The 23,603-nt window shown below is 43.5% G+C and carries 21 protein-coding genes; 7 read left to right on the forward strand and 14 right to left on the reverse strand.

The features are described from left to right. Positions 1-5: 5 nt before the first annotated feature. From tilS to ppx, 3 genes are all read right to left on the reverse strand, one after another. Positions 6-1,562 (reverse strand): tRNA lysidine(34) synthetase TilS, encoded by a 1,557-nt coding sequence (gene tilS / locus BTW00_RS00640; RefSeq protein WP_075105774.1) that lies wholly within the window; start codon positions 1,560-1,562, stop codon positions 6-8. Positions 1,563-1,696: 134 nt separating this feature from the next. Continuing rightward, positions 1,697-2,500, reverse strand: coding sequence for an acetyl-CoA carboxylase carboxyltransferase subunit alpha (locus BTW00_RS00645; protein ID WP_058025325.1), 804 nt, complete (start codon positions 2,498-2,500; stop codon positions 1,697-1,699). Positions 2,501-2,665: 165 nt separating this feature from the next. After that, positions 2,666-4,228 carry an exopolyphosphatase gene (ppx, locus tag BTW00_RS00650; protein ID WP_075105775.1) on the reverse strand — a complete coding sequence of 521 codons (1,563 nt, stop codon included), beginning with the start codon at positions 4,226-4,228 and terminating at the stop codon, positions 2,666-2,668. A 451-nt stretch (positions 4,229-4,679) separates the two neighbouring features. Between ppx and BTW00_RS00655 the strand changes: the two genes are divergently transcribed. Beyond that, on the forward strand, positions 4,680-5,015 hold the full coding sequence (locus BTW00_RS00655) for a DUF962 domain-containing protein (protein WP_075105901.1): 336 nt from the start codon (positions 4,680-4,682) through the stop codon (positions 5,013-5,015). 125 nt (positions 5,016-5,140) lie between these two features. On the opposite strand, the gene BTW00_RS00660 is transcribed toward BTW00_RS00655, so the two are convergent. The 3 genes from BTW00_RS00660 to BTW00_RS00670 all read right to left on the reverse strand — a co-directional run bounded on the left by BTW00_RS00660 (position 5,141) and on the right by BTW00_RS00670 (position 8,906). Beyond that, a complete protein-coding gene (locus BTW00_RS00660; protein WP_075105776.1) occupies positions 5,141-6,862 on the reverse strand; it encodes an AMP-binding protein in 1,722 nt (573 codons plus the stop codon). Between the two features lie 282 nt (positions 6,863-7,144). Further along, positions 7,145-8,446, reverse strand: a complete 1,302-nt coding sequence (gene hemL / locus BTW00_RS00665; protein WP_075105777.1) for a glutamate-1-semialdehyde 2,1-aminomutase — start codon at positions 8,444-8,446, stop codon at positions 7,145-7,147. 106 nt (positions 8,447-8,552) lie between these two features. Beyond that, the gene (locus BTW00_RS00670; RefSeq protein ID WP_058025320.1) at positions 8,553-8,906 is read right to left on the reverse strand and encodes a zinc ribbon domain-containing protein YjdM; all 354 of its coding nucleotides are present in this window, start codon (positions 8,904-8,906) and stop codon (positions 8,553-8,555) included. Positions 8,907-9,220: 314 nt separating this feature from the next. On the opposite strand from BTW00_RS00670, the gene BTW00_RS00675 reads away from it, so the two are divergent. Together BTW00_RS00675 and BTW00_RS00680 are read left to right on the forward strand one after the other, a co-directional pair. Continuing rightward, positions 9,221-9,973 (forward strand): folate-binding protein YgfZ, encoded by a 753-nt coding sequence (locus BTW00_RS00675; RefSeq protein ID WP_075105778.1) that lies wholly within the window; start codon positions 9,221-9,223, stop codon positions 9,971-9,973. A gap of 91 nt (positions 9,974-10,064) precedes the next feature. Further along, entirely contained in the window at positions 10,065-11,390 is a 1,326-nt protein-coding gene (locus BTW00_RS00680) for a D-amino acid dehydrogenase (RefSeq protein ID WP_075105779.1), read from the forward strand. A gap of 94 nt (positions 11,391-11,484) precedes the next feature. Here the strand turns inward: BTW00_RS00680 and BTW00_RS00685 are convergent, their stop codons facing one another. Together BTW00_RS00685 and BTW00_RS00690 are read right to left on the reverse strand one after the other, a co-directional pair. Further along, a complete protein-coding gene (locus BTW00_RS00685; protein ID WP_075105780.1) occupies positions 11,485-13,683 on the reverse strand; it encodes a molybdopterin oxidoreductase family protein in 2,199 nt (732 codons plus the stop codon). A gap of 49 nt (positions 13,684-13,732) precedes the next feature. Beyond that, positions 13,733-14,434 (reverse strand): TetR/AcrR family transcriptional regulator, encoded by a 702-nt coding sequence (locus BTW00_RS00690; RefSeq protein WP_075105781.1) that lies wholly within the window; start codon positions 14,432-14,434, stop codon positions 13,733-13,735. 948 nt (positions 14,435-15,382) lie between these two features. On the opposite strand from BTW00_RS00690, the gene BTW00_RS00700 reads away from it, so the two are divergent. The 3 genes from BTW00_RS00700 (at position 15,383) to BTW00_RS00710 (ending at position 17,523) form a co-directional block, all read left to right on the forward strand. Continuing rightward, positions 15,383-15,586, forward strand: a complete 204-nt coding sequence (locus BTW00_RS00700; RefSeq protein ID WP_075105782.1) for a CsbD family protein — start codon at positions 15,383-15,385, stop codon at positions 15,584-15,586. 785 nt (positions 15,587-16,371) lie between these two features. Further along, a complete protein-coding gene (locus tag BTW00_RS00705; RefSeq protein ID WP_075105783.1) occupies positions 16,372-17,040 on the forward strand; it encodes a hypothetical protein in 669 nt (222 codons plus the stop codon). A 102-nt stretch (positions 17,041-17,142) separates the two neighbouring features. After that, positions 17,143-17,523: a hypothetical protein gene (locus tag BTW00_RS00710; protein ID WP_075105784.1), complete on the forward strand. Its 381-nt coding sequence runs from the start codon at positions 17,143-17,145 to the stop codon at positions 17,521-17,523. A gap of 142 nt (positions 17,524-17,665) precedes the next feature. On the opposite strand, the gene BTW00_RS00715 is transcribed toward BTW00_RS00710, so the two are convergent. The 3 genes from BTW00_RS00715 to BTW00_RS00725 all read right to left on the reverse strand — a co-directional run bounded on the left by BTW00_RS00715 (position 17,666) and on the right by BTW00_RS00725 (position 19,520). Continuing rightward, positions 17,666-17,977 carry an NGG1p interacting factor NIF3 gene (locus tag BTW00_RS00715; RefSeq protein ID WP_071002521.1) on the reverse strand — a complete coding sequence of 104 codons (312 nt, stop codon included), beginning with the start codon at positions 17,975-17,977 and terminating at the stop codon, positions 17,666-17,668. Between the two features lie 37 nt (positions 17,978-18,014). Then, entirely contained in the window at positions 18,015-18,647 is a 633-nt protein-coding gene (locus BTW00_RS00720) for a DNA-3-methyladenine glycosylase (RefSeq protein WP_075105785.1), read from the reverse strand. 522 nt (positions 18,648-19,169) lie between these two features. Next, on the reverse strand, positions 19,170-19,520 hold the full coding sequence (locus BTW00_RS00725; protein ID WP_075105786.1) for a hypothetical protein: 351 nt from the start codon (positions 19,518-19,520) through the stop codon (positions 19,170-19,172). A 266-nt stretch (positions 19,521-19,786) separates the two neighbouring features. Here BTW00_RS00725 and BTW00_RS00730 point away from each other — a divergent pair, with 266 nt between their 5' ends. Continuing rightward, positions 19,787-20,758 carry a tetratricopeptide repeat protein gene (locus BTW00_RS00730; RefSeq protein ID WP_143506456.1) on the forward strand — a complete coding sequence of 324 codons (972 nt, stop codon included), beginning with the start codon at positions 19,787-19,789 and terminating at the stop codon, positions 20,756-20,758. 222 nt (positions 20,759-20,980) lie between these two features. Here BTW00_RS00730 and purC read toward each other — a convergent pair whose 3' ends face one another. The 3 genes from purC to dapA form a co-directional block, all read right to left on the reverse strand. Further along, the gene (gene purC / locus BTW00_RS00735) at positions 20,981-21,694 is read right to left on the reverse strand and encodes a phosphoribosylaminoimidazolesuccinocarboxamide synthase (RefSeq protein WP_057757995.1); all 714 of its coding nucleotides are present in this window, start codon (positions 21,692-21,694) and stop codon (positions 20,981-20,983) included. Between the two features lie 126 nt (positions 21,695-21,820). Continuing rightward, positions 21,821-22,150, reverse strand: a complete 330-nt coding sequence (locus BTW00_RS00740; protein ID WP_256713941.1) for a hypothetical protein — start codon at positions 22,148-22,150, stop codon at positions 21,821-21,823. A 122-nt stretch (positions 22,151-22,272) separates the two neighbouring features. Beyond that, positions 22,273-23,178 carry a 4-hydroxy-tetrahydrodipicolinate synthase gene (gene dapA / locus BTW00_RS00745; protein WP_075105788.1) on the reverse strand — a complete coding sequence of 302 codons (906 nt, stop codon included), beginning with the start codon at positions 23,176-23,178 and terminating at the stop codon, positions 22,273-22,275. Positions 23,179-23,603: the final 425 nt, after the last annotated feature.

Consider the following 23,603-nt stretch of genomic DNA (forward strand, 5'->3'; position numbering starts at 1 on the left):
TTCATCTACTCAACTACGCTTATAACATTCTTAAAAACATCGTCGATATCACTACCTAGATTTTTGGTATTGATCGAAAAGTCATTTTTCAATATCCACCTATCAAAAGGCGATAATAATAAGATAGGAATCTCATTTTTAGCGTGTTCTTTATCTAAGAGTACGACACTGACCACAACCAAGCTTTCTCGCAGCCATAATGGAATACCAAGCGTTTGATACAGTTTTTTGCCTGATTGTGAACGTGTCGCCAATGCCGTCTGCACACGCTGTTTGCGATCTAATGGCTTTATCTTTAATACTGCATTGAGTGCGCCTATATGACTTTTTATCAATCTTGCCAGCGCATCTGGATACACTTGCAACTGCCAGATACAGTCTTCACTGCGACGAACAGTCAGTAGTGCAAAATCACTGTCTGCTGAGTCATTTGTTGTCAAATCCAAACTCGATAATGGCAGCTCTTGCTCCATCAGTGGCAAGTTTAACCAAGACAACCATTTATTGCTTTGACGATAGATCTGCTGACGATAGCGACGAATAATATAGGAATGCGTGCGACCTTGCCAAAACAGCTCAGTTTGGTGATCATGGTCGCTGCGCTGAGTGAGACTCCATACGTCATCGACAAGCTGCTTAGCAGGTGGTAACGGCTCATCTTGACCCAGCCAATGATGCAGTAGTTGCCGCTGGCGATAAATGGGCAATACTTGCAATGTATCGATATTGAGCACGCGCTGTGCTGCTGGTAGCTGTAGGCTTTCATCAGCTGTCTGCTGCATATCTTGCTCAGCCTGAACATTGACAGTGGCTTGCGCATCGCCTAATAGCTGCGCACTGCGAGCAATATTATCAATGACATTGGGATTATAAGTTGCCAGTATAGGCATGATATCGCGGCGCAGTCCGCTACGGACATTATCACCCGTCTCGTTGGTCGGGTCATCGATATAAGGCAACGCTAAGCGCTTGGCATAATTACTAATCGTGGCGCGCCTCACCGTAAGCCAAGGCCGCCACAATGCATAGCGTCGTCCATGCTGCGTTTGTGCTCGCCATGGCTGCATACCTGACAGACCATTGACCCCAGCGCCTTGGATCAAGCGCATCAGTACCGTTTCGGCTTGGTCGTCGGCGTGATGTCCTAGTAGCAATACATCATCTTGGTTGATATGCGCACGCATGGCGTTATAGCGGGCTTGCCGCGCGGCTTGCTCATCATGACCTGTCACTTGTGCTCTTAGGATATGACAAGGTATCTGCTGCATCTTAGCCCAATTCGCGACATGCGTTGCCCAATGCTGACTATCGGCTTGCAAACCATGATCAACATGTAACAGCTGCGGCAAACATGGCAATCTGCCTTGCCGATAGAGCTGCACACATAACGCTGCAAGCGCCAATGAATCACGCCCACCACTACAGGCTAGCCACAGGCGACGACCATGCAGCTGCTCCCTATAGTCATTTATACTGCCCAATAATGCATCTGCCAATGTCTCATCAATCGGCAAATCACTGATTGGTCTAATAGGATGCGTGAGGATGGCACTGCTGGTCATAATCAGCCTTAGTTTTAGATAGATAAATTCATGAGCAAATTAATAGACATAAAAAAACGCGCCATTGAATGACACGTTTTATTTTAGCATTAAGACTCAGTCTCTAATATGAAAAGCTTAGCACATGCTTTGCATTAAGCAGGCAGCATCACTTCTGAGTTAAACGTCTTTAATTTTTCGTAGCGGAGCTCACAACGCGCTTGAGGATCCAAATCTCTGATTTCATCAAGCTGCTCAGTGATCAGTGATTTTAGAGCTTCCATAACGGGTTGTGGCTGCACATGTGCGCCCTCACCCTCATCAATAACAGCATCAATCAAACCTAGCTGGTAAAGGTTGATGGCATTTAATTTCAGTGCTTCACTGGCATCTGGTGCTTTTTCAGCGGTTTTCCACAAGATAGACGCACAGCCTTCAGGGGAGATGACCGAATAGATGCTGTTTTGCAGCATATTGACTTTGTCGCCAACGCCAATTGCCAATGCACCACCTGAACCACCTTCTCCGATAATGGTCACGATGATAGGCACTTTTAGGCTAGAGAATACAGCGATACTCTCTGCAATTGCTTGCGCTTGACCGCGCTCTTCTGCGCCAACACCAGGATAGGCACCTTGAGTATCGACAAAGGTCATCACAGGAATATTAAAGCGCTCAGCCATTTTGACCAAGCGAATCACTTTACGATAGCCTTCAGGATTGGCCATACCAAAGTTATGTTCGATACGCTCACGAGTACTGCGACCACGATGCTGACCGATGACCATTACAGGCTGATCGTTGAATCGTGCCAGACCGCCCAAGATGGCTTTGTCATCGGCAAAAGCACGATCGCCGTGCAACTCATCAAATTCGGTAAAAAGCTGATTAACATAGTCCATAAATAATGGACGCTTGGCATGTCGTGCAAGCTGCACACTATCCCAGACAGTGCTCATAGACGCTTCCCTTTAATCATTATACTTAATGTATTTATGTTTAAGAATAATATCGTTATCGGTGTTCAGATAATGAAAGTACAGTTGTAAACTGAGTAGAAGCTATAGTAGCACATCTTATATGGCATGACATTATCGACAGCACTGCTTTTGTTACGTTAATCTTTAACTCGATACTGACAATGGTAACGGTTCAGTTGCTTGCGCCTCTACCACACTAAGCTGCACGCCCCATTTGGCAAACTGCTCAATCTCTGTGCGCAAATCAGCAACCAAAAACGCATAATGCTCGCTGCTATCAGCAACCGTGATTTGCCAGACGCTATCACTGATGACCTTTAATTCCAGCTCTGGCAGTTTATAATCACTACGGCTATGATGCGCGAGTACCGCAAGACGCAATAGCAAGCACAGATAGACGAGCTGGTTTCCGCCAATCTGACAGGTCTGCTCGAACATATCGGCTTTGAGCTTACGGCGATGATTGAGCATTAGCTGCGCCATACGCTTTTGATCTACTTGCGAGAACCCTGGAATGTCAGAATACTCAAGCAAATAGGCGCTGTGCTTATGATAACTGCTATGACTGATTGCAAGGCCAATCTCATGCAAAAACGCGGCACGTCTGAGTAAGTCACAGTCATCGCTTGTTAGGGCAAGCGTTTCTTTTACTTGCTCAAACAGGTTACGACTGGTTTTTACCACTTGTTTGGCTTGCTTTTTGTCGCCTGAATAACGCTTGATGAGCGCGAGCACACTGCGGTCACGCACATCTTCGCTCGCAAAACGCCCCAGCATATCATACATCACGCCTTCACGTAACGCCCCATCTGAGTAGGTAATGGTTTCAACGCCTAGTACCTTCATCACCGCACGCAACACGGCCACACCTGCCGGAAATACGGCTTTGCGGTGGTCTTTGACGCCTTCTAACTCAATATCATCAATATTGCCAATCTTAAGCAGCAATCGCTCTAGTTTCTTGACGCCTTTATAAGTAATGCGTTCTTGCTCATCGGCCCAGCCTTTGGACACAAGGACGTTACGCACCGCTTTAATCGTCCCACTTGAGCCGACCACGCTGCTCCAACCAGTCTTTTGGTAACGACCATTGATTGCCAGTACTTCCTTGCGCGCGCCTGAAATGGCATTGTTAAAAGCCTCTTTGGTAATGAGTCCATCAGCAAAGTACTTCTGTGTAAATGCGACGCAGCCCATTTGTAAGCTTTCCGTCAATAAAGGATCGAATTCTTGACCGATAATAAATTCCGTCGAGCCACCACCGATATCAATAACCAAGCGCTTGTCGCTACTCTCATTGGTATGCGAGACGCCCAAATAAATCAATCGTGCCTCTTCGCGACCAGCGATAATCTCAATAGGTTTTGGCAAAATTTTATTGGCTTTTGCAATAAAATCGTTGGCATTTTTGGCTTGGCGCAAGGCGTTGGTCGCAACCACACGAATACGCTCTGGCGGTACAGAATCCAGACGCGCCACAAACCGACTCAAACAATCCAGACCACGCTGTTCAGCTGTCTCGCTCAAGATTTTATGCTCATCCAGTCCAGCAGCGAGCTGTACCTTTTCAGACATAGAGACTACTTTGCGCACTTCCCCATGATCAAGACGGGCAATGGCTAAGTGGAAACTGTTGGAACCAATATCAATGGCTGCCATCATTTCATCATCGCCGAGTGGCGGGTTTGTAAGATAGTCAGTAGGCATAAGGCAAGTTGTCACCGTATTAGAGAGAGTGTGTAGTTTAACAAAATCAGGTACGACATAGATATAAAATCATAGGTATAGAAAAAGCAGCCGCCACACAAATCTGGGCCATTTTGCCATTAAAGCATTTATCCTAAATACGCGCAAGCGCCGCAAAATCATAGCAAAAGTGTAAAACCACTCTATCAAAGGCTAATGACCAAGCCTACATCTAACGCTTGTGTTAGTAATATCGGTTTGCTACATTGAAAGCTCATAATATTGTGATAAAAAACCGTTATTTACTGCTTTTACATCGGTATAAATCACATCGAAATCCATCAATTATTTACCTAAAAACTGCCGACAATGGATAGTCGATCAACTCACTAGCAAGGACGCTAACCGCATGAGTCAGACCACCAAAAAAGACATCAGCAAAACGGCTGGAGCACACAGTAGCAGAACGGACATGATAAAAACCGAAACGCCGCCCAAACAGACATTTTATGATTTTTATTTGGATGAGCATCAAAACATGGCTTGTCGCCGTTTGCATTTCGCAGGTAGCAGCTTTGGCTTGTTAGGATTGGCAAAGTCTATCAAAACTGGCTCGGTAAAGCCGTTAATAAAAGGTATCGCAGCAGGATATACCTGCGCTTGGGTCGGGCATTTTTTCTTTGAAAAAAACAAACCCGCCTCATTTAAATTTCCGCTAAAAAGTTTTGCTAGTGATTTTCGGATGTATGGCGATGTCCTGCGTGGCAATTTGAGCTTAAAAGATCGCAAGTTTGATAAAGCACGATAAAATGTAGTCGTCATATAAGTTGAATAATAAAAAAACTGGACGACTATTTTGAGCCGCCCAGTTTTTACTGATATGGATAGCGTCGTTGATGTCAGCTCATTTCTATGAGCGACATGCCACATTTTTTATCGTAAGGATTTACGTAATATTTTGCCGACCGCCGTCTTAGGCAACTCATCGATGAACTCATAGGACTGTGGACGCTTATAACCAGTTAGACGCTTGCTCGCAAAGTCTTGTAGTTCCTCTACGGTGAGATTTGTATCTTTTTTGACCACAAATGCTTTTGGTACTTCTCCGCTATGATCATCTGCCACCCCGACTACCGCGACTTCGAGCACTTTAGGGTGTTCAGTCAGTGCAGCCTCTACTTCGTTAGGATATACGTTAAATCCTGATACCAGTATCATGTCCTTTTTACGGTCGACGAGCGTCAAAAACCCCTCATTATTCATAACGCCAATATCACCTGACCTAAAGTAGCCATTTGAGGTAAAAGTATCGGCATTGTCTCGCTGCCAATAACCGCGCATGACCTGAGGCCCTTTGATACAGACCTCTCCTCTTGTACCTACTGGGCATATGTTCCCATTTTCATCAATAATCTGGATATCTGTCAAAGCCAGCGGCAATCCAACGCTACCATTGAACGCTGTAATGCCAGACGGATTGAAAGAAATAACGGGCGACGTCTCAGACATACCATAGCCTTCACTAATAATCATACCCGTGACTTGCTGCCACTGATCCGAGACGGCTTTAATAATCGCTGTACCGCCACCAATAGATAGCGCTAGACGACTAAAATCAAGATTGGCGAATTTTGGATGATGCAGCATACCAATGAATAAGGTATTCACAGAAGGGATAACGTGAGGTCGATGCTGTTCAATGGTATTTACTAAACCATCGATATCACGTGGATTGGTGACCAATATATCTTCCCAGCCGCCATAAAGACAAAGCAAGCCGCAGACTGTAAACGAAAAAATATGATAAAGCGGTAAAGGATTGAGCATTTTAATCTGCTCGCTACAATTGGCTTCAATCATCTTGCCAAACATTGCATAGCACTGGCAGACATTGGCCATGACATTGTAATGAGTCAGCATGGCGCCTTTTGGCTTGCCCGTCGTACCGCCTGTATATTGCAGTAGCGCCAAATCTTCACGTTCAATCGTAACGGCTTTGAACCCTTTTGCATCATAGGTTTGCATAATATGGGCAAACGTTATGTTGTGCTGAGATGACTCAAGTGATGACTCGGTCGAGGCATGTATCTGCTCATCTGTGTTCGAAGATTGTACTGAGCCAATTTGACTGAGCAAGGCAATATCATTATCATCAATGCTAGGATCTATAGAACATCTGACCACCCACGCTAACTGCGCTTTGACGGTGTCCTCTAATTGCTCATAAGCCGTGCTCATGCCATCTAGTACGATTAGACCACAGGCTTGAGCATCTGTGAGCTGATGCGCCAATTCATATTGGGTGTACATGGGATTGACATTGACCAGTACCACACCGGCACGTAGGCAACCCAGCAATACCACGGCATACTGCAATATATTTGGTAGTTGTACTGCAATACGGTCGCCTTTCTCGACACCTTGCGCTTGTAAAAAAGCCGCGAAACGTCGACTGGCTATATCTAGCTGCCCAAAAGTGAGCGTGGCCGCCCCCATACTAAAAGCTGGCAACTCACTATGTTTTTCAATTTTTGGTTGTAGTAAGTCCATCAGATTTTGCTTATCTTCCAATACATCCAAATGATTCTCTAATCCGTATTGGTCATAAGTGGCTTGCCATAGTGGTGCGGTGTGGCTAGAAGGGCTGGTACTCATTCGTTTGCATCCTTGCTTAATTATTCAGGTTTGCCTCAGAATATCATAACTCATTGTCTATTTTTTGGACGCACAGGTAAGAAATGTATAAGCATCAGTCACGCTGTCCACTATAAAAACGATTTTCAGGAATACGTCATATTATTCGCAAAAGTATCATAAATAATATATCCATAAAAAAACCAGCAAAAATCACAGAATGATCTTGCTGGTTTTCTAGACTGCCACTTTTTAACGAGTCAGTCGCTTATTCTTAACGAGTCAATCGCTTAAATGGCTAAACTACGCTGTTGCCATTTCTGCAAATATCTCGTCAGCGGCTTTGATTGAGGCATCGATGTCTGCATCGCTGTGCTTGATAGACATAAAGCCTGCTTCATATGCTGACGGCGCCAAGTAGATACCGCGATCGAGCATACCATGGAAGAAGGTATTGAACACGTCCATGTCGCACTCTGTCACATCATCAAAGTTACTTGGGGTTTTGGTATCAGCGTCTTTGACAAAGAACATACCAAACATGCCGCCCAATTTATTGGTGCGCAGATTGATGCCATGCTTATCCGCCGCCGCTTGAAAGCCATCGACCAGATGATCGACTTTGGCAGCTAAGTCTTCGTAAAAACCTTCTGCTGTTAAGTCTTCAAACATCGCAATACCAGCACGCATGGCGAGCGGGTTGCCTGATAACGTACCCGCTTGATAAACGCCGCCAAGCGGTGCGATGCACGACATGATTTCTTCTTTACCGCCAAACGCACCAACTGGCAGGCCTGCACCGATGATTTTACCAAAACAGGTCAAATCAGGCGTGATACCGAAGTGTGCCTGCGCACCGCCCAGACCCACGCGGAATCCTGTCATCACTTCATCAAAAATCAATACTGCGCCATTGTCCGTACACTGGGTACGCAACGTATCATGAAACTCTTGTGTTGGGATTACCATATTCATGTTACCAGCGATCGGCTCTAAGATCACGCAAGCAATCTCGTCGCCCCATTTTTCAAAGCAGTCTTTGATCGCTTGTGGATCATTATAAGGAATCGTGATCGTGTGCTTCGCAAAATCGGCTGGTACGCCTTTAGACGTTGGTTCACCGATATCGAGCATGCCTGAGCCTGCTTTGACAAGCAGACTGTCTGAATGGCCATGGTAGCAGCCTTCGAACTTGACGATTTTGTCACGCTGAGTATAGCCGCGTGCCAGACGGATCGCGCTCATGGTCGCCTCAGTCCCCGAGCTGGTCATGCGAATCATCTCAACGCTCGGGACGATGTCACAAATCTTGTCGGCGACCGTCGTTTCAAACGGGGTTGGTGTTCCAAAGCTCAAGCCGTCATCGGCGGCTTGTTTGACAGCGTCGATGACTTTTGGATGCGCATGACCCAAAATCATTGGGCCCCAAGAACCCACATAATCAATATAGGCATTGTCTTCGGTGTCATAAATCTTGCTACCATTGGCGCGGTGCATAAAGATTGGCGTACCACCGACCCCTGCAAAGGCGCGAACGGGTGAATTAACGCCGCCTGGAATATGTTTGCGGGCTTGCGCAAAAAGCTGTTCGTTTTTAGTACTCATAGCTATTCTCTATTTATAGGTTTTATATTGTATCAGTTCTGTATTTTCTAAATGTCGTCAGTCTTATATTTGTTTATTATCGAATCTTTCAAGACATTTTTACAATTTACGCTTTTTTGACGACAGAAGATTTGAGCTTCATTGGGCCATAGCCGTCAAGTTTACAATCAATATCGTGACCATCGGTTGCGTCTGGCAATAGGCGAATACTTTTCGCTTTAGTTCCAACTTTAATGACAAGTGAAGAGCCTTTAACCTTGAGGTCTTTAATGACGGTCACCGCATCGCCATCCTGTAACTCATTGCCAACCGCATCACGAATGACGGCATCTTGCTCTTCCGCTTGTGCCGCATCCGTCTCAGCCGCCGTCCACTCGTGAGCGCACATCGGACATACCAGTAACGCACCATCTTCATACGTATATTCAGCATCACATTTTGGGCAATTTGGTAAGCTCATCATATCCTCGGCAGTCATCAGACGTTGGGTTTATTGTAGAGCGGATATTGTACCGTAACTCGCCATTTTTAACCAATTTGTACCGTTGAAAATGGCGCACTACGCCCAATTTAATGCTTAACCCACACTGAAGCGCCCCACTTATTGATGACGTTTTTGTGACACCATTTTTGTGGTACTCTTCTTAACCTTATTTACATTTTTGCTGACACGTTCTGTCAGTAACAACAGCGTCTATATTAAAGCGCACCTATAACTTTTATCGCTTCGATTTCATCTATATATTTTAATTATTAAGCAGAAGGATAATAACAATGACTCAGTCTCCAAACCCCTCAGCATTGCCGCAGTTTTCGCAGTTGACCATTCAAGGTGAGGATGCCGAAAAATTCTTGCAAGGGCAATTGACTTGTGATGTCACCAAACTTGGGCTTAGCTATCAGGCAGCCGCTATTTGTAATCTAAAAGGTCGTATTGAATTTGGTATTTGGATTAAGAAACAAGCCGAGAAGCACTATGATGTGGTCATCAGCAGCGATTGTGCAGATGGCTTACAAGCTCATTTAAAAAAGTTTGGCGCGTTTTCTAAATTTGATACCAGTGAGTCGATCGCGATTTATCCGTGTGTGTTAGCAGACGAACCAACCTTTAGCCATAAGGACGATCACAATACCGCTAAAGACACGCAGGATTGGATGGCGTGCAGTATCGCCACTGGTAACTATTGGATTGTCGCGGCGACTCAAGGCGAGTTCCAACCGCAAGAGCTGCGCCTGCATCAACGTGGCGGTATGGACTATGATAAAGGCTGCTACTTGGGCCAAGAAGTCATCGCCCGTATTTATTTTAAATCAGCGCCCAAAGCGTTTTTGCATTATGTCAAAGGCACAGGCGCGCTCCCCGTAGCAGGCGACAAACTCGATAAAATCCAGGTGGTGAATGCGATAGAAAATGACAATGGCTTTACTGCACTGGTCGTTGCTCGTCCTGAACACTTGGCAGAAAGCGATTTGAATATATTGGACTTGCCAGCCGCATTGCAGGTGGATGTTGCGCGCCCAAAGTAAAAGCAAGCTGAAACAAATAGGCGGCGCAGCAACGGTGATGGCAAGCTAATACACGGCTGCCGTCATGATTAACATGAGCATAGAGAATCCCATGACACATATTGCGGTACTCGGAGCAGGCGTGGTGGGCGTGACCACCGCATGGTATCTACGTCAAGCAGGCTATGATGTGACTGTGATCGAGCGCGAATCGGCGGCAGGGATGCAGACGTCTTTTGCCAATGGTGGTCAAATATCGGTCTCTCATGCGACGCCGTGGGCCAATCCTGCCACCCCGATGAAAGCGCTCAAATGGTTGTTTAAAGAGGATGCACCGCTGTTATTCCGTCTGCGTGCGGATAAGGATCAGCTCAAATGGGCGATGCAGTTTTTGCAAGAGTGCCGCGCTGATCGTGCCGATGCCAATCTGGTGCAAATGGTACGCTTAGGATTATATTCTCGCGACGCCTTACAACAGCTACGCGCAGACATCGGTATCGAGTATGAGCAGCAAACACGCGGTATCATGCACTTTTACACCAGCCAAGCTGAGTTTGATGCGGCGATTGAACCCACTGAGCGCATGCAAGCGCTTGGTTGTGAGCGCCAAGTGATTGATATCAATAATGCCGTTAACTTGGAACCTGCCCTCTACCCGATTGCGCATAAACTCACTGGTGCAACCTATACCAGCCGTGACGAATCTGGTAATGCGCACCTATTTACACAAAGACTCGCACAGCGCTGCATTGATGCGGGTGTACAGTTCTTATATGATACTGAGATCTTAGCGCTTAATACTGACGCTCACTCTGCGCGTCCGCATGTGCATAGTATTACCATTCGCCCAAAAGGCGAAAATGCGCAAACCTTTACTGCTGATAATCATGTGATCGCGCTAGGCAGTTATAGCGCTCCTCTGTTAAAACCATTGGATATTCGCGTGCCTATTTTTCCAGCAAAGGGCTATTCAGCCACCTATATGGTCAATCCACGAGCGCCGCATTTAGCGCCTTTTGTGAGCTTGATTGATGATGAGTTTAAGCTGGTGACTTCACGTTTGGGTGATAAGTTGCGAGTGGCAGGCACCGCAGAATTTAATGGTTATAATTTGGACCTAAATGCCATGCGCTGTGAAGCCATTACTCGTCGCGTGCAGCAATTATTTCCAAAAGGTATCATCGCAAATTCTGTGCAATATTGGACAGGACTGCGCCCCATGACCCCATCGAACGTACCTTTGATTGGGCGCGCGCACTGCGGTCAAGTCAAGCATGGCAGTCGCAATACATCAGCAACTTTTGACAATCTATGGCTCAATACAGGGCACGGCACGTTAGGCTGGACGCATGCTTGCGGCTCTGCAAAAGCCATCAGCTTATTAATACAAGGTGAAACGCCCAACGTTGATTTTGATTTTGTGGGTACAAACAGCTGACTTAATCTCTAGACACTATAAAAAAACTATCTCCATAAAAAAGCAGGCGCTTACATCGTGTAAGCGCCTGCTTTTTACTTTAAAAAAATTGAACTTATGCGATTGCACTATCTATTGAGTTTTCTAATACTGCATTAGCCACACTGTCTGCGTTAGCACCCAACGCCTCTAATTGCACTGGCACGCCATTGACGGCGGCATTACCACTCAACTGATCAATTAAGGTATCGTCTGTTAGGTCATTAACACTGACACCGGCATGCGCTTGCGCAATCTTCTGCTTCACCCCTTTACGTCCATGACCAAAGCCATGCGGAATACTGACCACGCTGGGCATAAGCTCATCAGTCACCTCTGCTGCAATAACCACACTGCCTACGCGAGAGGTCACTCTCACGTCTTGTCCGTCTTCAATACCATGCTGTGCCGCCGTTTCTGGATGCAGCATTAACGTACAACGAGACTTACCTTTCACCAATCGATAACTATTGTGCAGCCATGAGTTATTGCTACGTACATGGCGACGTCCGATGAGCAAAATCTCTTGATCATTGTATTGCTGCATCATTTCTTTGACCCGTGCCAAATCTGCCTGATAAAAATCAACATTGAGATTGATTTGCTTATCGGCATGCTTGATCGCCTCCGGCAACATACGATGCAATGCTCCTAAATCAATACCATGTGGATTGTCTATCAGCGCATCCAATGTGACGTCTTTATAAGGTCCGTACTTGAGAGCTTGCTCAAGTAAGAATTTCGGTCCAAACGCTTTTGTCGCGGCACGTTCTTTTTGCGTTGCTTCTGGCGCGTCTTTATCCAAACGGTCGGCAAGCTCTAGATAAATCTCCCAGTCATGCTTCTCATTCTCCGTTTTGCTAAATAAGGCAGGCGAGTATTTGGCAACGTTATGTACAGCAAAACCATTAAACGTAATGTCGTAATGGTCACGCTCGAGTGGCGAGACGGGCGGCAGGATAATGTTGGCATGACGGCTGGTCTCGGTCACAAAGTAATCGAGCGACACCATAAACTCAAGCCCTGATAAGGCCTCATCTAGCTTTTCGCCATTTGGTGTGCTAAGGACAGGGTTACCGGCGACACTCATAAAGCCTTTTAACTGCCCTTCTCCTTTTACCAACATCTCATCCGCCATCGCAACCACTGGATATTCGCCATTAAAGTCAGGTAGATTGCTCACGCGGCTATGGCGTTTGCCCAAATAACCTGGGCCCGAGCTATTGACCACATCGATAGCAGGATTGGGGAACATGAGTCCGCCCACTTCATCTAAGCGCCCTGTGACGATATTGATGACCATGGACAGATATTGGCTGAGCAAACCAAACTCTTGCACCGAGATACCCATACGGCCATAACAGACCGAGCTTTCGGCTTCACAAAACTCTTTGACGATGCGTTTGATTTCAGCGGCGGTAATACCTGTAATATTTGCCACTGACTCAGGGGTGAATCCTTCTGCAAATGATGCAATACGATCAATCTCTGGTGCCAAACCTGCCACTCGGCTATCTACCTTGGCATAGCCTTGCGCGTAGATTTCATTGAGCATGGCCAATAGCAATAATACGTCTGTCGCTGGACGAATAAAGTGATGTTCACTGGCGATATCTGCGGTTTCGGTACGCCTTGGATCGATCACCACCACTTTGCCATCACGTGCTTTGATGTCTTTGAGCTTTTGACGCATGTTGGGCGCAGTCATGATACTGCCATTAGAGGCCAGCGGGTTACCGCCGATGATGAGCATATACTGCGTGCGATTCACATCCGGAACAGGGATGCGGAGCATATGACCGAACAGATGCATGCTGACGATATGGTGTGGCAGTTGGTCAATTGAGGTCGCAGAAAAGCGACTACGCGTCTTTAGGCTGGTCAATAGCTGCTTAATGGTCAACATACCACCCATGTTATGGACATTCGGGTTACCCAAATACACCCCAAATGCATTTTGACCATGTTTTTGTTGGACGGACTGGATACCTGCAGCGACTTTATCTAACGCCTCAATCCAGCTGATCGATTTCCAACCGTCCGCCGTTCTTTCAACAGGCCCTCGTAAACGATCAGGATCTTCGTACAAATCCTGCAAAGCAGTGGCTTTTGGGCAAATGTAGCCTTGAGAAAAAGGATCGTTTTTATCCCCTTTGATCGATAAGACTTTTTCGCCATCGTGCTTGATCTCGATGCCGCACATCGCCTCGCATAAAGTACAGGTTCTAAAGTGGATTTGTTCGTTGTCCGTCGCGCTAGCCGCTGTAGTGCCCATAGTCATACTCCCTTTTATGTTTTATAAATCCTAGCTTTCATGAGATATATCATGAGCCGCTATGATTGCTTCCTTGCAAAAAATTGGCGAACAGTGTATCAAAGCTGATATTCAATGTCGCAATCGCTTGCTCCCTCGAGTAGCGCTGCTGATGACAGCCTAGTATCAGCTCATGTACTTGCGCGGCTGCCATATCCACACAAAGATTAACAGCGCTGCGTTCACAAGAACGATTGGATAGCTGCAATCCTTGAATAAATATCTCCGTCCACTCTTCTTGTATTTCGCTGACTAGATTACCCAGTCCATTATTGAGTGAGGATTGGTTCTCTATATCGGCAGTGAATCGCGGACGATCTTCGAGTAAGTGCTGAAATAGCGCAATATTCTGAAAGGCAGAATCAAAAATCATTATCAGACATTGTTGACACTGCTGATTAAACTCATCCTTAGTCAGTACATCATAGTCCTTGAGCATATTGACCCATGCCAGCCGCATTGGCGATAGATAGTGGTCTTTTAACTGAGCGCTGAGCTCATTCTGTAGCGCATCTAAGCTTTCAAAATGATTATAAAAACTGGGCTGCGCAATACCCGCCCCTTTAGCCACTTTATTCATGCTCATGCCTTGAGCGCCTTCTAGACTATAGAGCCGTAACGCACTTTTTAATAAGGCACGCCGCGTCTTGGCTTTTGCCAGCTCACGTTTTGACTCTATAGGTGCGGCTTCATTTTGCGCTAATGCATTCAATATAGAGGTATCCCTACTCGATAAATGATTATGTCAACACGCCAGTAATTTACCTGAAGTGCTATTGTGCTAAAAAAGTGTGATGATAGTCACATATTGATTACTATTTTTAGACTCGTCATTTTTAAACCCACAACAACTTTTACTAATTATGTTTCGACTATAAGGTTATAGTCATTTAAACGATAAGTCTATAGCCAAATTCGTGGAAGGATAAGGTCTTAAGTGCCGTTGCTACCATGGCAGTCATCAAGCGCCAACTACAGCGTATGGGTAAAGCAAAGCCACCTAAACCAAATGCGTCGCCAATATTGTCACTACTTAGTGACTGTATCCGTCTCAGCAAATTGACCAAACGTTACCAGCGTTACCTCGCTAACCTCTAGCAGAGTATAGTTGATCCAATTTGAGAGTGGTACAAGGCAACCGAGTGCAGATGTATCTGTCATACTTCAAGCGAGGTTAACGCTGTAACGCTTTTATAGTGGATTGACTATATCTTAACAAGCTGGCTCTTATCTTATATTGCAAAATAAAAAAGCAGATGACCTATTTTTAGGTTTCTGCTATTTATTCGTAGGCTATATATTTTACGTAATATTGGTTTTTTATCTTATTCTTACTTAATGACAATTATTGATTTGAGCATTTTTATTACGCATGGCAGACGTAATTTACGCTTTGCTACTACAGCGAGCTGACAGATAACACATAATGCACGCTCACTATAATTAAGTAACACTATAAACATAGCACATACAGACAGCTGAATTGAAACGTCCTATATTTAATACCACAAGATAATTGGTAACAGCCAATAATACTTGTGAACTACTAAAATAAGAAAATCAATAAATAAGTAGGTTTGTTAATTAGTAAACAGAACTACCATGAAAAGCAATTAAAAATTATATTACACATATTAATTAAAGAAAAAGGAATACAACTATGAACGAGAATACTCTAAAAGGTGAATGGAAGCAGCTAAAAGGCTCAGTAAAAAAAAAATGGGGCGAGCTGACTGATGATGATTTAGATCAAGTTGAAGGTAGCCGTGATAAGCTGGTTGGCCGTATACAAGAGCGTTATGGCCATGCTCAAGATCACGCTGAGCGCGAAGTAGATGACTGGCGCCGCGAAAACAATTACTAATAAATTTTCTTTGGGAAATATAAGTAGTGTCTTTTTCAAAGTAAATAAAATAAAAACCGCATAGAAATTTATGCGGTTTTTTTGTATTAGACAAATCATAAATTAAAGACGCAGTATTTTATAATTCTTATTTCATATTTTGTATCAGCTAAAAGCTAATATCGACTGACAAGAATAACTAGCTTCGTCCAGACACAATAAAACCGCATAGCAATAAATTATTATGCGGTTTTATTGTTAACGATCCATGTTACCTATCACGACTGCTTTCTATGCATCCTTGCACAAATATTCAGTGATTGTGATACTGAGCATCCTGCCCTTATTACTGCATACAGCATCTAATTTTAACTGCTGCTATCAGCAATGGGTATGTGTCCTTACTTCAACTATTATTATCATCCTGATGCTAATAATTGAATCATTATCCTTAATGCGGCCAACTCAATCCTTGAGTCACATTCCCTAATACCGTGTAACCATAATGCCTAACTCTCACTCTCATGTTAAGTCGCGTAAACGTCATTGCATGTAAGCATATGCTTACAACAATTTAATTATTCTCAATAATTACAACTTATTAACGCAAATGACACTTAATATAAAGCTTTGTATCCTATGATAGATAATGTAAGAAAACATTTCTAAAAATAGATTTTCCAGTGATGGTAACCTTTAACATCTATCTGAATATGGCTGTATCAACATATTTTAGAACCTTCCACCTTTGACTTATATAAGCATTCTTATCGCAAGCTCTCTGAAACCTTATAGGATATTGCCTCATGAAAACTCTCAAGCCGTTCTCCTTTAAGACAGCCATATCTACTGTTCTTATCGTTGCTCTATTGGGTACCACTGTCGGTTGTGCTGTCGTTGGTCCTGGCTATGATAACCAGCCCATATATCGTGGTGATAATAATCGGCAGAACGATAGCTTCAACCGTGTCAGCCAGCAGCTACGTCAAGACTTACGCCGCAAAGGCTATCAAGTCATAGACATTCGCTCTGATAGCTATCGTGGCGATCGCGCAATGACAGCTTTTGCCAAAAAGAATAATCAGCTCTATGAGCTAACATATACTTATCCTTCTCTAAGACTCATCAGCTCAAATAAAAGATCATGGTCGAACAATTGGGGAGATAACAAGTATCAAAAAGACAATGACCGCTATAAAAAAGATAAGCATAAAGATAATGGTAAATATAAGAACGACAAGCGCTATAAAAAAGGTGATATAGAGGACAGCATTAAAAGAGAGTCACGTTACCCAGCGATCAAGCGCCGTGCCATCAATAAAGTAAGATCTATGGGTTACCGTGTCGAAGATATCGATCTTGAAGAAAAAAACAAGCGTGGTGTCTTTGACATTGAGGCCAGACGCGGCTCGCAGGAGTATGAGATATTGCTTAGCTATCCAAATTTAGACGTTATTAACGTTAAAAAAGACTGATGACGCTGACACTACTGTCAGTAGAGCAGTTCTACATGCCCCTTTACTGAAATATTAGAAAACTATCTTTATCCAACGATAGTAGATTATGAGGACATTTTTATGAAAGCTTTATCATCTTCAACACTAAAGAATGTAGTGTCTGGCAGTATTGTCGCCACTTTATTAGCGGTAACTACTGGCTGTGTCACCACACCTAGCGGCTATAGTGTATATGACGATATCTATGGAGACGTCTACAAAGATAAAAAAGAGCATAAAAAGCACAAAGACAAGCATAAAAAAGCGGATAAAAACGTCTACTCAGCTGCTATCGAGCGTCGAGCTGCCAACAAAGTTAGCAGCATGGGATACCGTGTCAAAGATGTTAAATATAAAAAGGGCGACCGTAAAATCAAGGTCAAAGCTGAGCGTGGTGGCGACGATTATAAAATCGAACTGGGCTATCCAAGCTACAATGTCATTAAGATTAAAAAGGATTAATCGATTATTAGGGTCTGATATTCACTGTTAATACTCAGTTGAAATATCAAAAAAATTATAACCAAATAAGTCATCAAGTGGCTTATTTGGTTTTTTTGTGAGAATTCTTACACTCAACAAGCTAATATTTTTCTAGATAAAACTAAAAATCCAAGACTTTTATCACATCATACGCTGGCGTTTCATACGGGTGCGCCTCTTTTAACGCGATGACAGCAGCAGTAATAAATGCGTCATCGACGACCATCTCTACTCGCCATTCATCGACCGTTTCTAAACTATCTTGCTTACCGATATGCGGCGCGCTACCTGCTAACGGCATAAACTGCCCTGTACCCTGCACTTGCCAACAGCACTGTTCATAATCGCCAATACTCCCAGCACCAGCAGCAAACAATGCGGACTTTACTTGCTCTAAGGCCTCATCAGGAATAAAAACCGTCAACTTATACATGAACTTACCTCACAAAATAGATTTAAATCTCAATCTACTAGTTCTTAGATAAAGAAGGATGATCGGTCCATATATAGCGTAGTAGCCAGTCTTTAGCATCACCAGCATAATCAATACCGATACGCGGACGCACTGATACAGGTGGCTGGCAACCATCATCTTCAACCCAAACGCCTGAGTCTGGCGATATCGGTTTGCCATATAAATCGCGAGTTATCTGCAAGCGCTTGGTCAGTTTACCTGGCCCTGCAAACTGCTTGGGGTGAGTCAGCTGCTTATTTGGACTGAGATGTTGTTCATCAATCAGACGGTCGCTATCATCGGTCAAAAATCCAGCGCGAATCAGCACCGATTCAGGTGACTCTATAGAGCCGCTAATCAAATTTAGCATATGATGCACGCCGTATGTCAGATAGACATAAAATACGCCGCCTTGCTCATACATGATCTCAGTGCGTGCCGTACGCGTTCCTGCATGCGAATGACAGGCAGGGTCATCTTGACCAATATAGGCTTCTGTCTCAGAAATACGTATTCGCAAAACTTTTTCTGATCCGTCGCTGTCGATCAGCTTTCTACAAAGCACCTTACCGACCAAATCAGCGGCCACCACACAGGTTGGACGCGTAAACCAAGCTGGCTCTAAAACAGTTGATGAAGCAGTAGACATTAGCGAAACCTTTTCTTATTTTTATGGTCTAATTGATATGAGTAAGTACTAACAAATTAGCATAAAAGTAAGACAAGGTATCGAGGACAGTGTTGGCGCTATGTTTGATTTTTTATACGAGTTAAATGATAAGCCTATGGCTGAAAGGGTGATACTGGTTGATAAATGGATAGGAATTATAGTCTGTTATAAGTGGTTCTATAGTCAATCAATATTAAAAGTGGTACAAGGCGGACGAGTGCAAGTGCTACAGTAGTAGGCTAAACGAGTCTAACGCTGTAACATTTTAATAGTGGTTCGACTATATTATAGCGGTCTGTTTTAAGTGGTCTGTTAATAGGTTTGAAGGATAAAATAGCTGGTTCCCTTGAGGTATACCTTAATAGAAATAAATAGCAGATCAGATTTTTTAAAACGACAATCACCCAAATTATTATTTACGGATCTGACAGTAAAGGTCAACTTGCTATCGTTCCAAAGTAAAGTAAATACCAAGCTTAAACAGTTTTGGTATAACAAGTCCTAAACCTTTTCAACTGATTTGTAGTGTACAAATATCATAATTATCAATAATACAATAGCAGCCACAGCTGAAATTAATTGATTTAACTGGAAAAAATCAACTGAACCAAATATAAGAATATATATACAAAACGCTATAACCCCTAAATTGTAATCATGTTCTTTAAAGAACTTAAATATAATAATTAGAAGAAGCGCTATACCTACTACAAGGAAAAAAGTTCCATCAAGAAACATATCTTTCATAAAAAAATAATAAATCAAAGCAAATATAATATAAATGCCTAAACCAATTTTTTTATAAACTGACTTTTCCTGTGTTGACTTAGTATTTTCTAGGTTATCTCTCATTAAATTTATAAACCTTTATCACCTAACGTAAGACTGTAAGTTGACCATTTTTTCATACTGATCTATTTTAGTAATTTTTTACTATAACATCTGTCACTGAAATACGTTCGATGCCTGTATAGGGAACCGAACCAGTGCGAGCGTCTGATTGGTTCGCCATAGGTATGCCTAACAATACTATCTACTAATGTATTTAAGATCATCACGATAGGCATGTAAATGATAAATTGTAGTGTTATCTTGATTAACGAACAGGACGAACAGCTATGAAAAAAAGGCTAGCAACATTTTTACTGACTGGCATTCTGCTGACAGGGTGTCATAAAGCCATTGTTACTCAAATAAGTAGTTCTCAAAACGTAGTTTCAGCCGTAAAATCAGCTGTTGAAAAAGAATTTGAAGACATTGCAGTACAAGCTAATCAAGGCGATGCTGAGGCTCAATATAGCCTTGCAGTAATGTATGACGAGGGCGAAGGTACACGCGAGGATAACGCTAAAGCCATTGAGTGGTATACAAAATCTGCCAACCAAGGATATGATCTTGCTCAATATAACCTTGCAATTATGTACGACGATGGCGAAGGGGTAGAGCAGGATCGCTCTAAAGCTATTGAATGGTTCACAAAAGCCGCTAATCAAGGCTATGCTAAGGCTCAACTTGAACTTAGTAGAACTTACTACAATTACGATGGCAAAGGTACACGTGAGGATTACGATAAGCATATCGATTGGCGCACAAAAGCTGTTAACCAAGGGATTGGTCCGATGAAATTCATCAATGGCGTACCACATCGAAAGAGCGAGCGTGTGCGTCAAAATGATGCCAAAGTCGTTGAGGCGTGGCAGAAATTAGCTAACCAAGGCGATGTTGAGGCTCAATTCAACATTGGTAACGCTTACTACGAGGGTAAAGGTGTACGTCAGGATTATCCTAAAGCTATCGAGTGGTATACAAAAGCCGCTGACCAAGGATATGTTCCTGCCCAATACCAACTTGGAACAATCTATAGCTATGGCGAAGGTGCTCCTCAGGATTATGCTAAAGCCGGTAAGTGGTATCTAAAAGCCGCCAATCAAGGAGATGCTAGATCTCAATATAATCTTGGCATGATGTATCTTAATGGCATAGGCGTACGTCGAAATACAGTTATAGCGAAAAAGTACTTTTCCAAGGCTTGTGACAATGGATATCAATTAGGTTGTAACAACTTGGGTATAAGGACAGAGGATGAATAAAGACTAGGTTATTAGGGAATATCCTAGTCAAAGAATCACAAAGCTAATCTTATCAAGTACACTCAGATGTACACTAATTAAACCCAATAGCCTATAACTATTGAAATCGCTTAGCTACAGGCTAAGATTCAAGTCCTCACTAGGGAACCATCATAAATATAATGCCATAAAAAAAACTGAGCACATGGCTCAGTTTTTTATTTTATACTACCTATCGAATGCTTATTTTAATGGCACACCAATACGGTCAGCCACTTCTTCATAAGCTTCGATCACATCACCTAGTGACTGACGGAAACGGTCTTTATCTAGTTTTTTCTTGGTGTTCTTGTCCCAGATACGGCAGCCATCTGGTGAGAACTCATCACCCAATACGATACGGTCATGGAATACGCCAAACTCTAGTTTGAAATCAACTAAAATCAAATCACCCGCATCAAACAATGCTTTGAGTACATCGTTGACTTGATAGGTCAGCTCTTCCATTTTAGCCAATTGCTCTTTGGTCGCCCAGCCAAGAGATACAGAGAGCGACTCATTGACCATCGGATCACCTAGCGCATCATCTTTATAAAACAGCTCATACGTTGGCGGCGTCAATGCCTGCCCTTCTTCTAAGCCCAAACGACGTACCAAACTACCAGCGGCAAAGTTACGCACCACGCACTCTACAGGAATCATATCCAAGCGCTTGACCAATACTTCGTCGTCAGACAATTGCTTTTCAAAATGCGTCTCGATGCCAGCATCAGACAATTTTTGCATGATAAAAGCATTAAAGCGGTTATTCACCACGCCTTTACGTGCCAATTGTTCGATACGCTTACCATCAAGCGCTGAGGTATCATCACGGAAGTGTAAAATCAGAAGATCATTGTCTTCTGTTTCGTAGACAGATTTGGCTTTGCCTTTATACAGCAGTTGTTGCTTTTGCATTATGGGGGTTCCTGTTCGTTCAAGCTTATGTGGTAAAAACGCGCAGCGACCGCTGACTCTTATTACAATATCGATATTATTTTAATCAATAATCATAAAAATCGGCGGTACAAATGAAGAAAGAAATTAGTTTGAAGGGCTACTAACAGCACGCTGAGGCTTTGGCAACTGATACTGCTTACCTGACTCGTTTTGTAATTTAAGCGTGTTCGCGCCCACATTCGGTGTTGGGTACAAAGGCACGAAAGGCGCTGTTTCTTGAGCAGCCGGCAGCTCTATCGGTGCAAGCTTTTTGCTTTGTTGATAGTCTAAGCTGCCATTGTCGCGCTTTCCAAGCAAGCTCTTGGTCGCTTGGCAGCCGCTCAATACCAACGTACTACCCAAAACCAAAGTCAGCATTGCAGGAAGTAGTTTTGTCGTTTTTGATGATACTGTTTTTGATGATATTGTCATCATGTTGTCTCTCTGAGTTAGCAGTTATTGCTCATTTAGGCGATTGACTCATCATGATAAGTTGACTTGTTGCTCTCTTGAATATTAATCGTCAAGCAACAAGTCTTAAATCGCTGAAGATCAGGTTATAGTATGTTTGCTCGAACCAACGCTTCATCAATAGTCGCATGATGTTGCTCTGCCAACCAAACGAGTGGTAAGCGTATCCCTTTATCGATCATGCCCATTTTATGTAGCGCATACTTAGCAGGAATAGGACTTGACTCGATGAATAAGTCACGATGTAGATGTTTGACTACGTCATGAATCTGACTAGCCGTTTCAAAATCACCACGCAAGCCAGCAGCGAAAGTCTCGCTCATGGCTTTTGGCGCCACGTTGGCAGTCACCGAGATATTGCCTTTACCACCTACTTTTAGTAGATCAAGCGCTGTACCATCATCACCAGACAATACGACCATTCTGTCACCAACAGCTTTAATCAATTGCTCACCGCGACCAACAGAGCCTGTCGCATCTTTGATAGCAACGATATTGTCGATATCAGCAAGACGTTCGACTGTCTCTTGGGCAATATCGACGACCGTGCGACCCGGTACATTATAGAGCATCTGAGGAATATTGACGGCTTTAGCAATGGCTTGATAATGCTGAAACAAGCCTTCTTGTGGCGGCTTATTATAATAAGGAGCAACCAACAACGCACAATCTGCACCAGCATCTGCTGCGTCTTGAGTCAGTTTAATCGCTTCTATGGTGTTGTTTGCACCAGTACCTGCGATGACTGGTACGCGACCTTTAACATGCTGGACAAAATAGCGAATGACATCGCTATGCTCTTGCATCGATAGGGTTGCCGACTCGCCAGTGGTGCCGACAGCAACGAGGCAATGCGTGCCCTGCTCGATTTGCCAGTCTATGAGGTCAGCCAGACGTTTATAATCAACTGTACCGTCAGGGTGCATGGGCGTTACCAAGGCTACCATTGAGCCTTGTAATCGGGTTTTGATCTCGTCGTATGCTGTGCTCATAACCGTGCCTTACTGTATTATCCTAGCTTTTATCAAAGCTGTCACATGATAGGTCGTTTGCAAGTGCCAAAAATTTATATACGTTGATAAACGCTAATGACCAACCCTTGCTTGATGTTAATGCTGAAATTTTATTTATTATCATAACGTTTACATTATAAATTACTGCGTATTAAAGTGAGTATTGGCATTATCGATGCCAGTTACCGCAAATACCTGTTGCGCCATATAATAGTAAAAACGCCTGCTAGTGTAGCATATTTTGATTTGACCGCTATCAATCAATTGATGCTGCAATCATAAATCAAAGGTCGAAAAGAGGCTTTTGTATTACCAAAAACCATAAATATAAGCTCAGAGCTTTATCAATAAATACACGCTGAACTTAATAGCTAGTTTAGCGTAATGAATCAGCACTGATAAGT

Origin of the sequence: Psychrobacter sp. C 20.9 (assembly GCF_001921765.1) — a bacterium.
GTDB lineage: Bacteria > Pseudomonadota > Gammaproteobacteria > Pseudomonadales > Moraxellaceae > Psychrobacter > Psychrobacter piscatorii_B.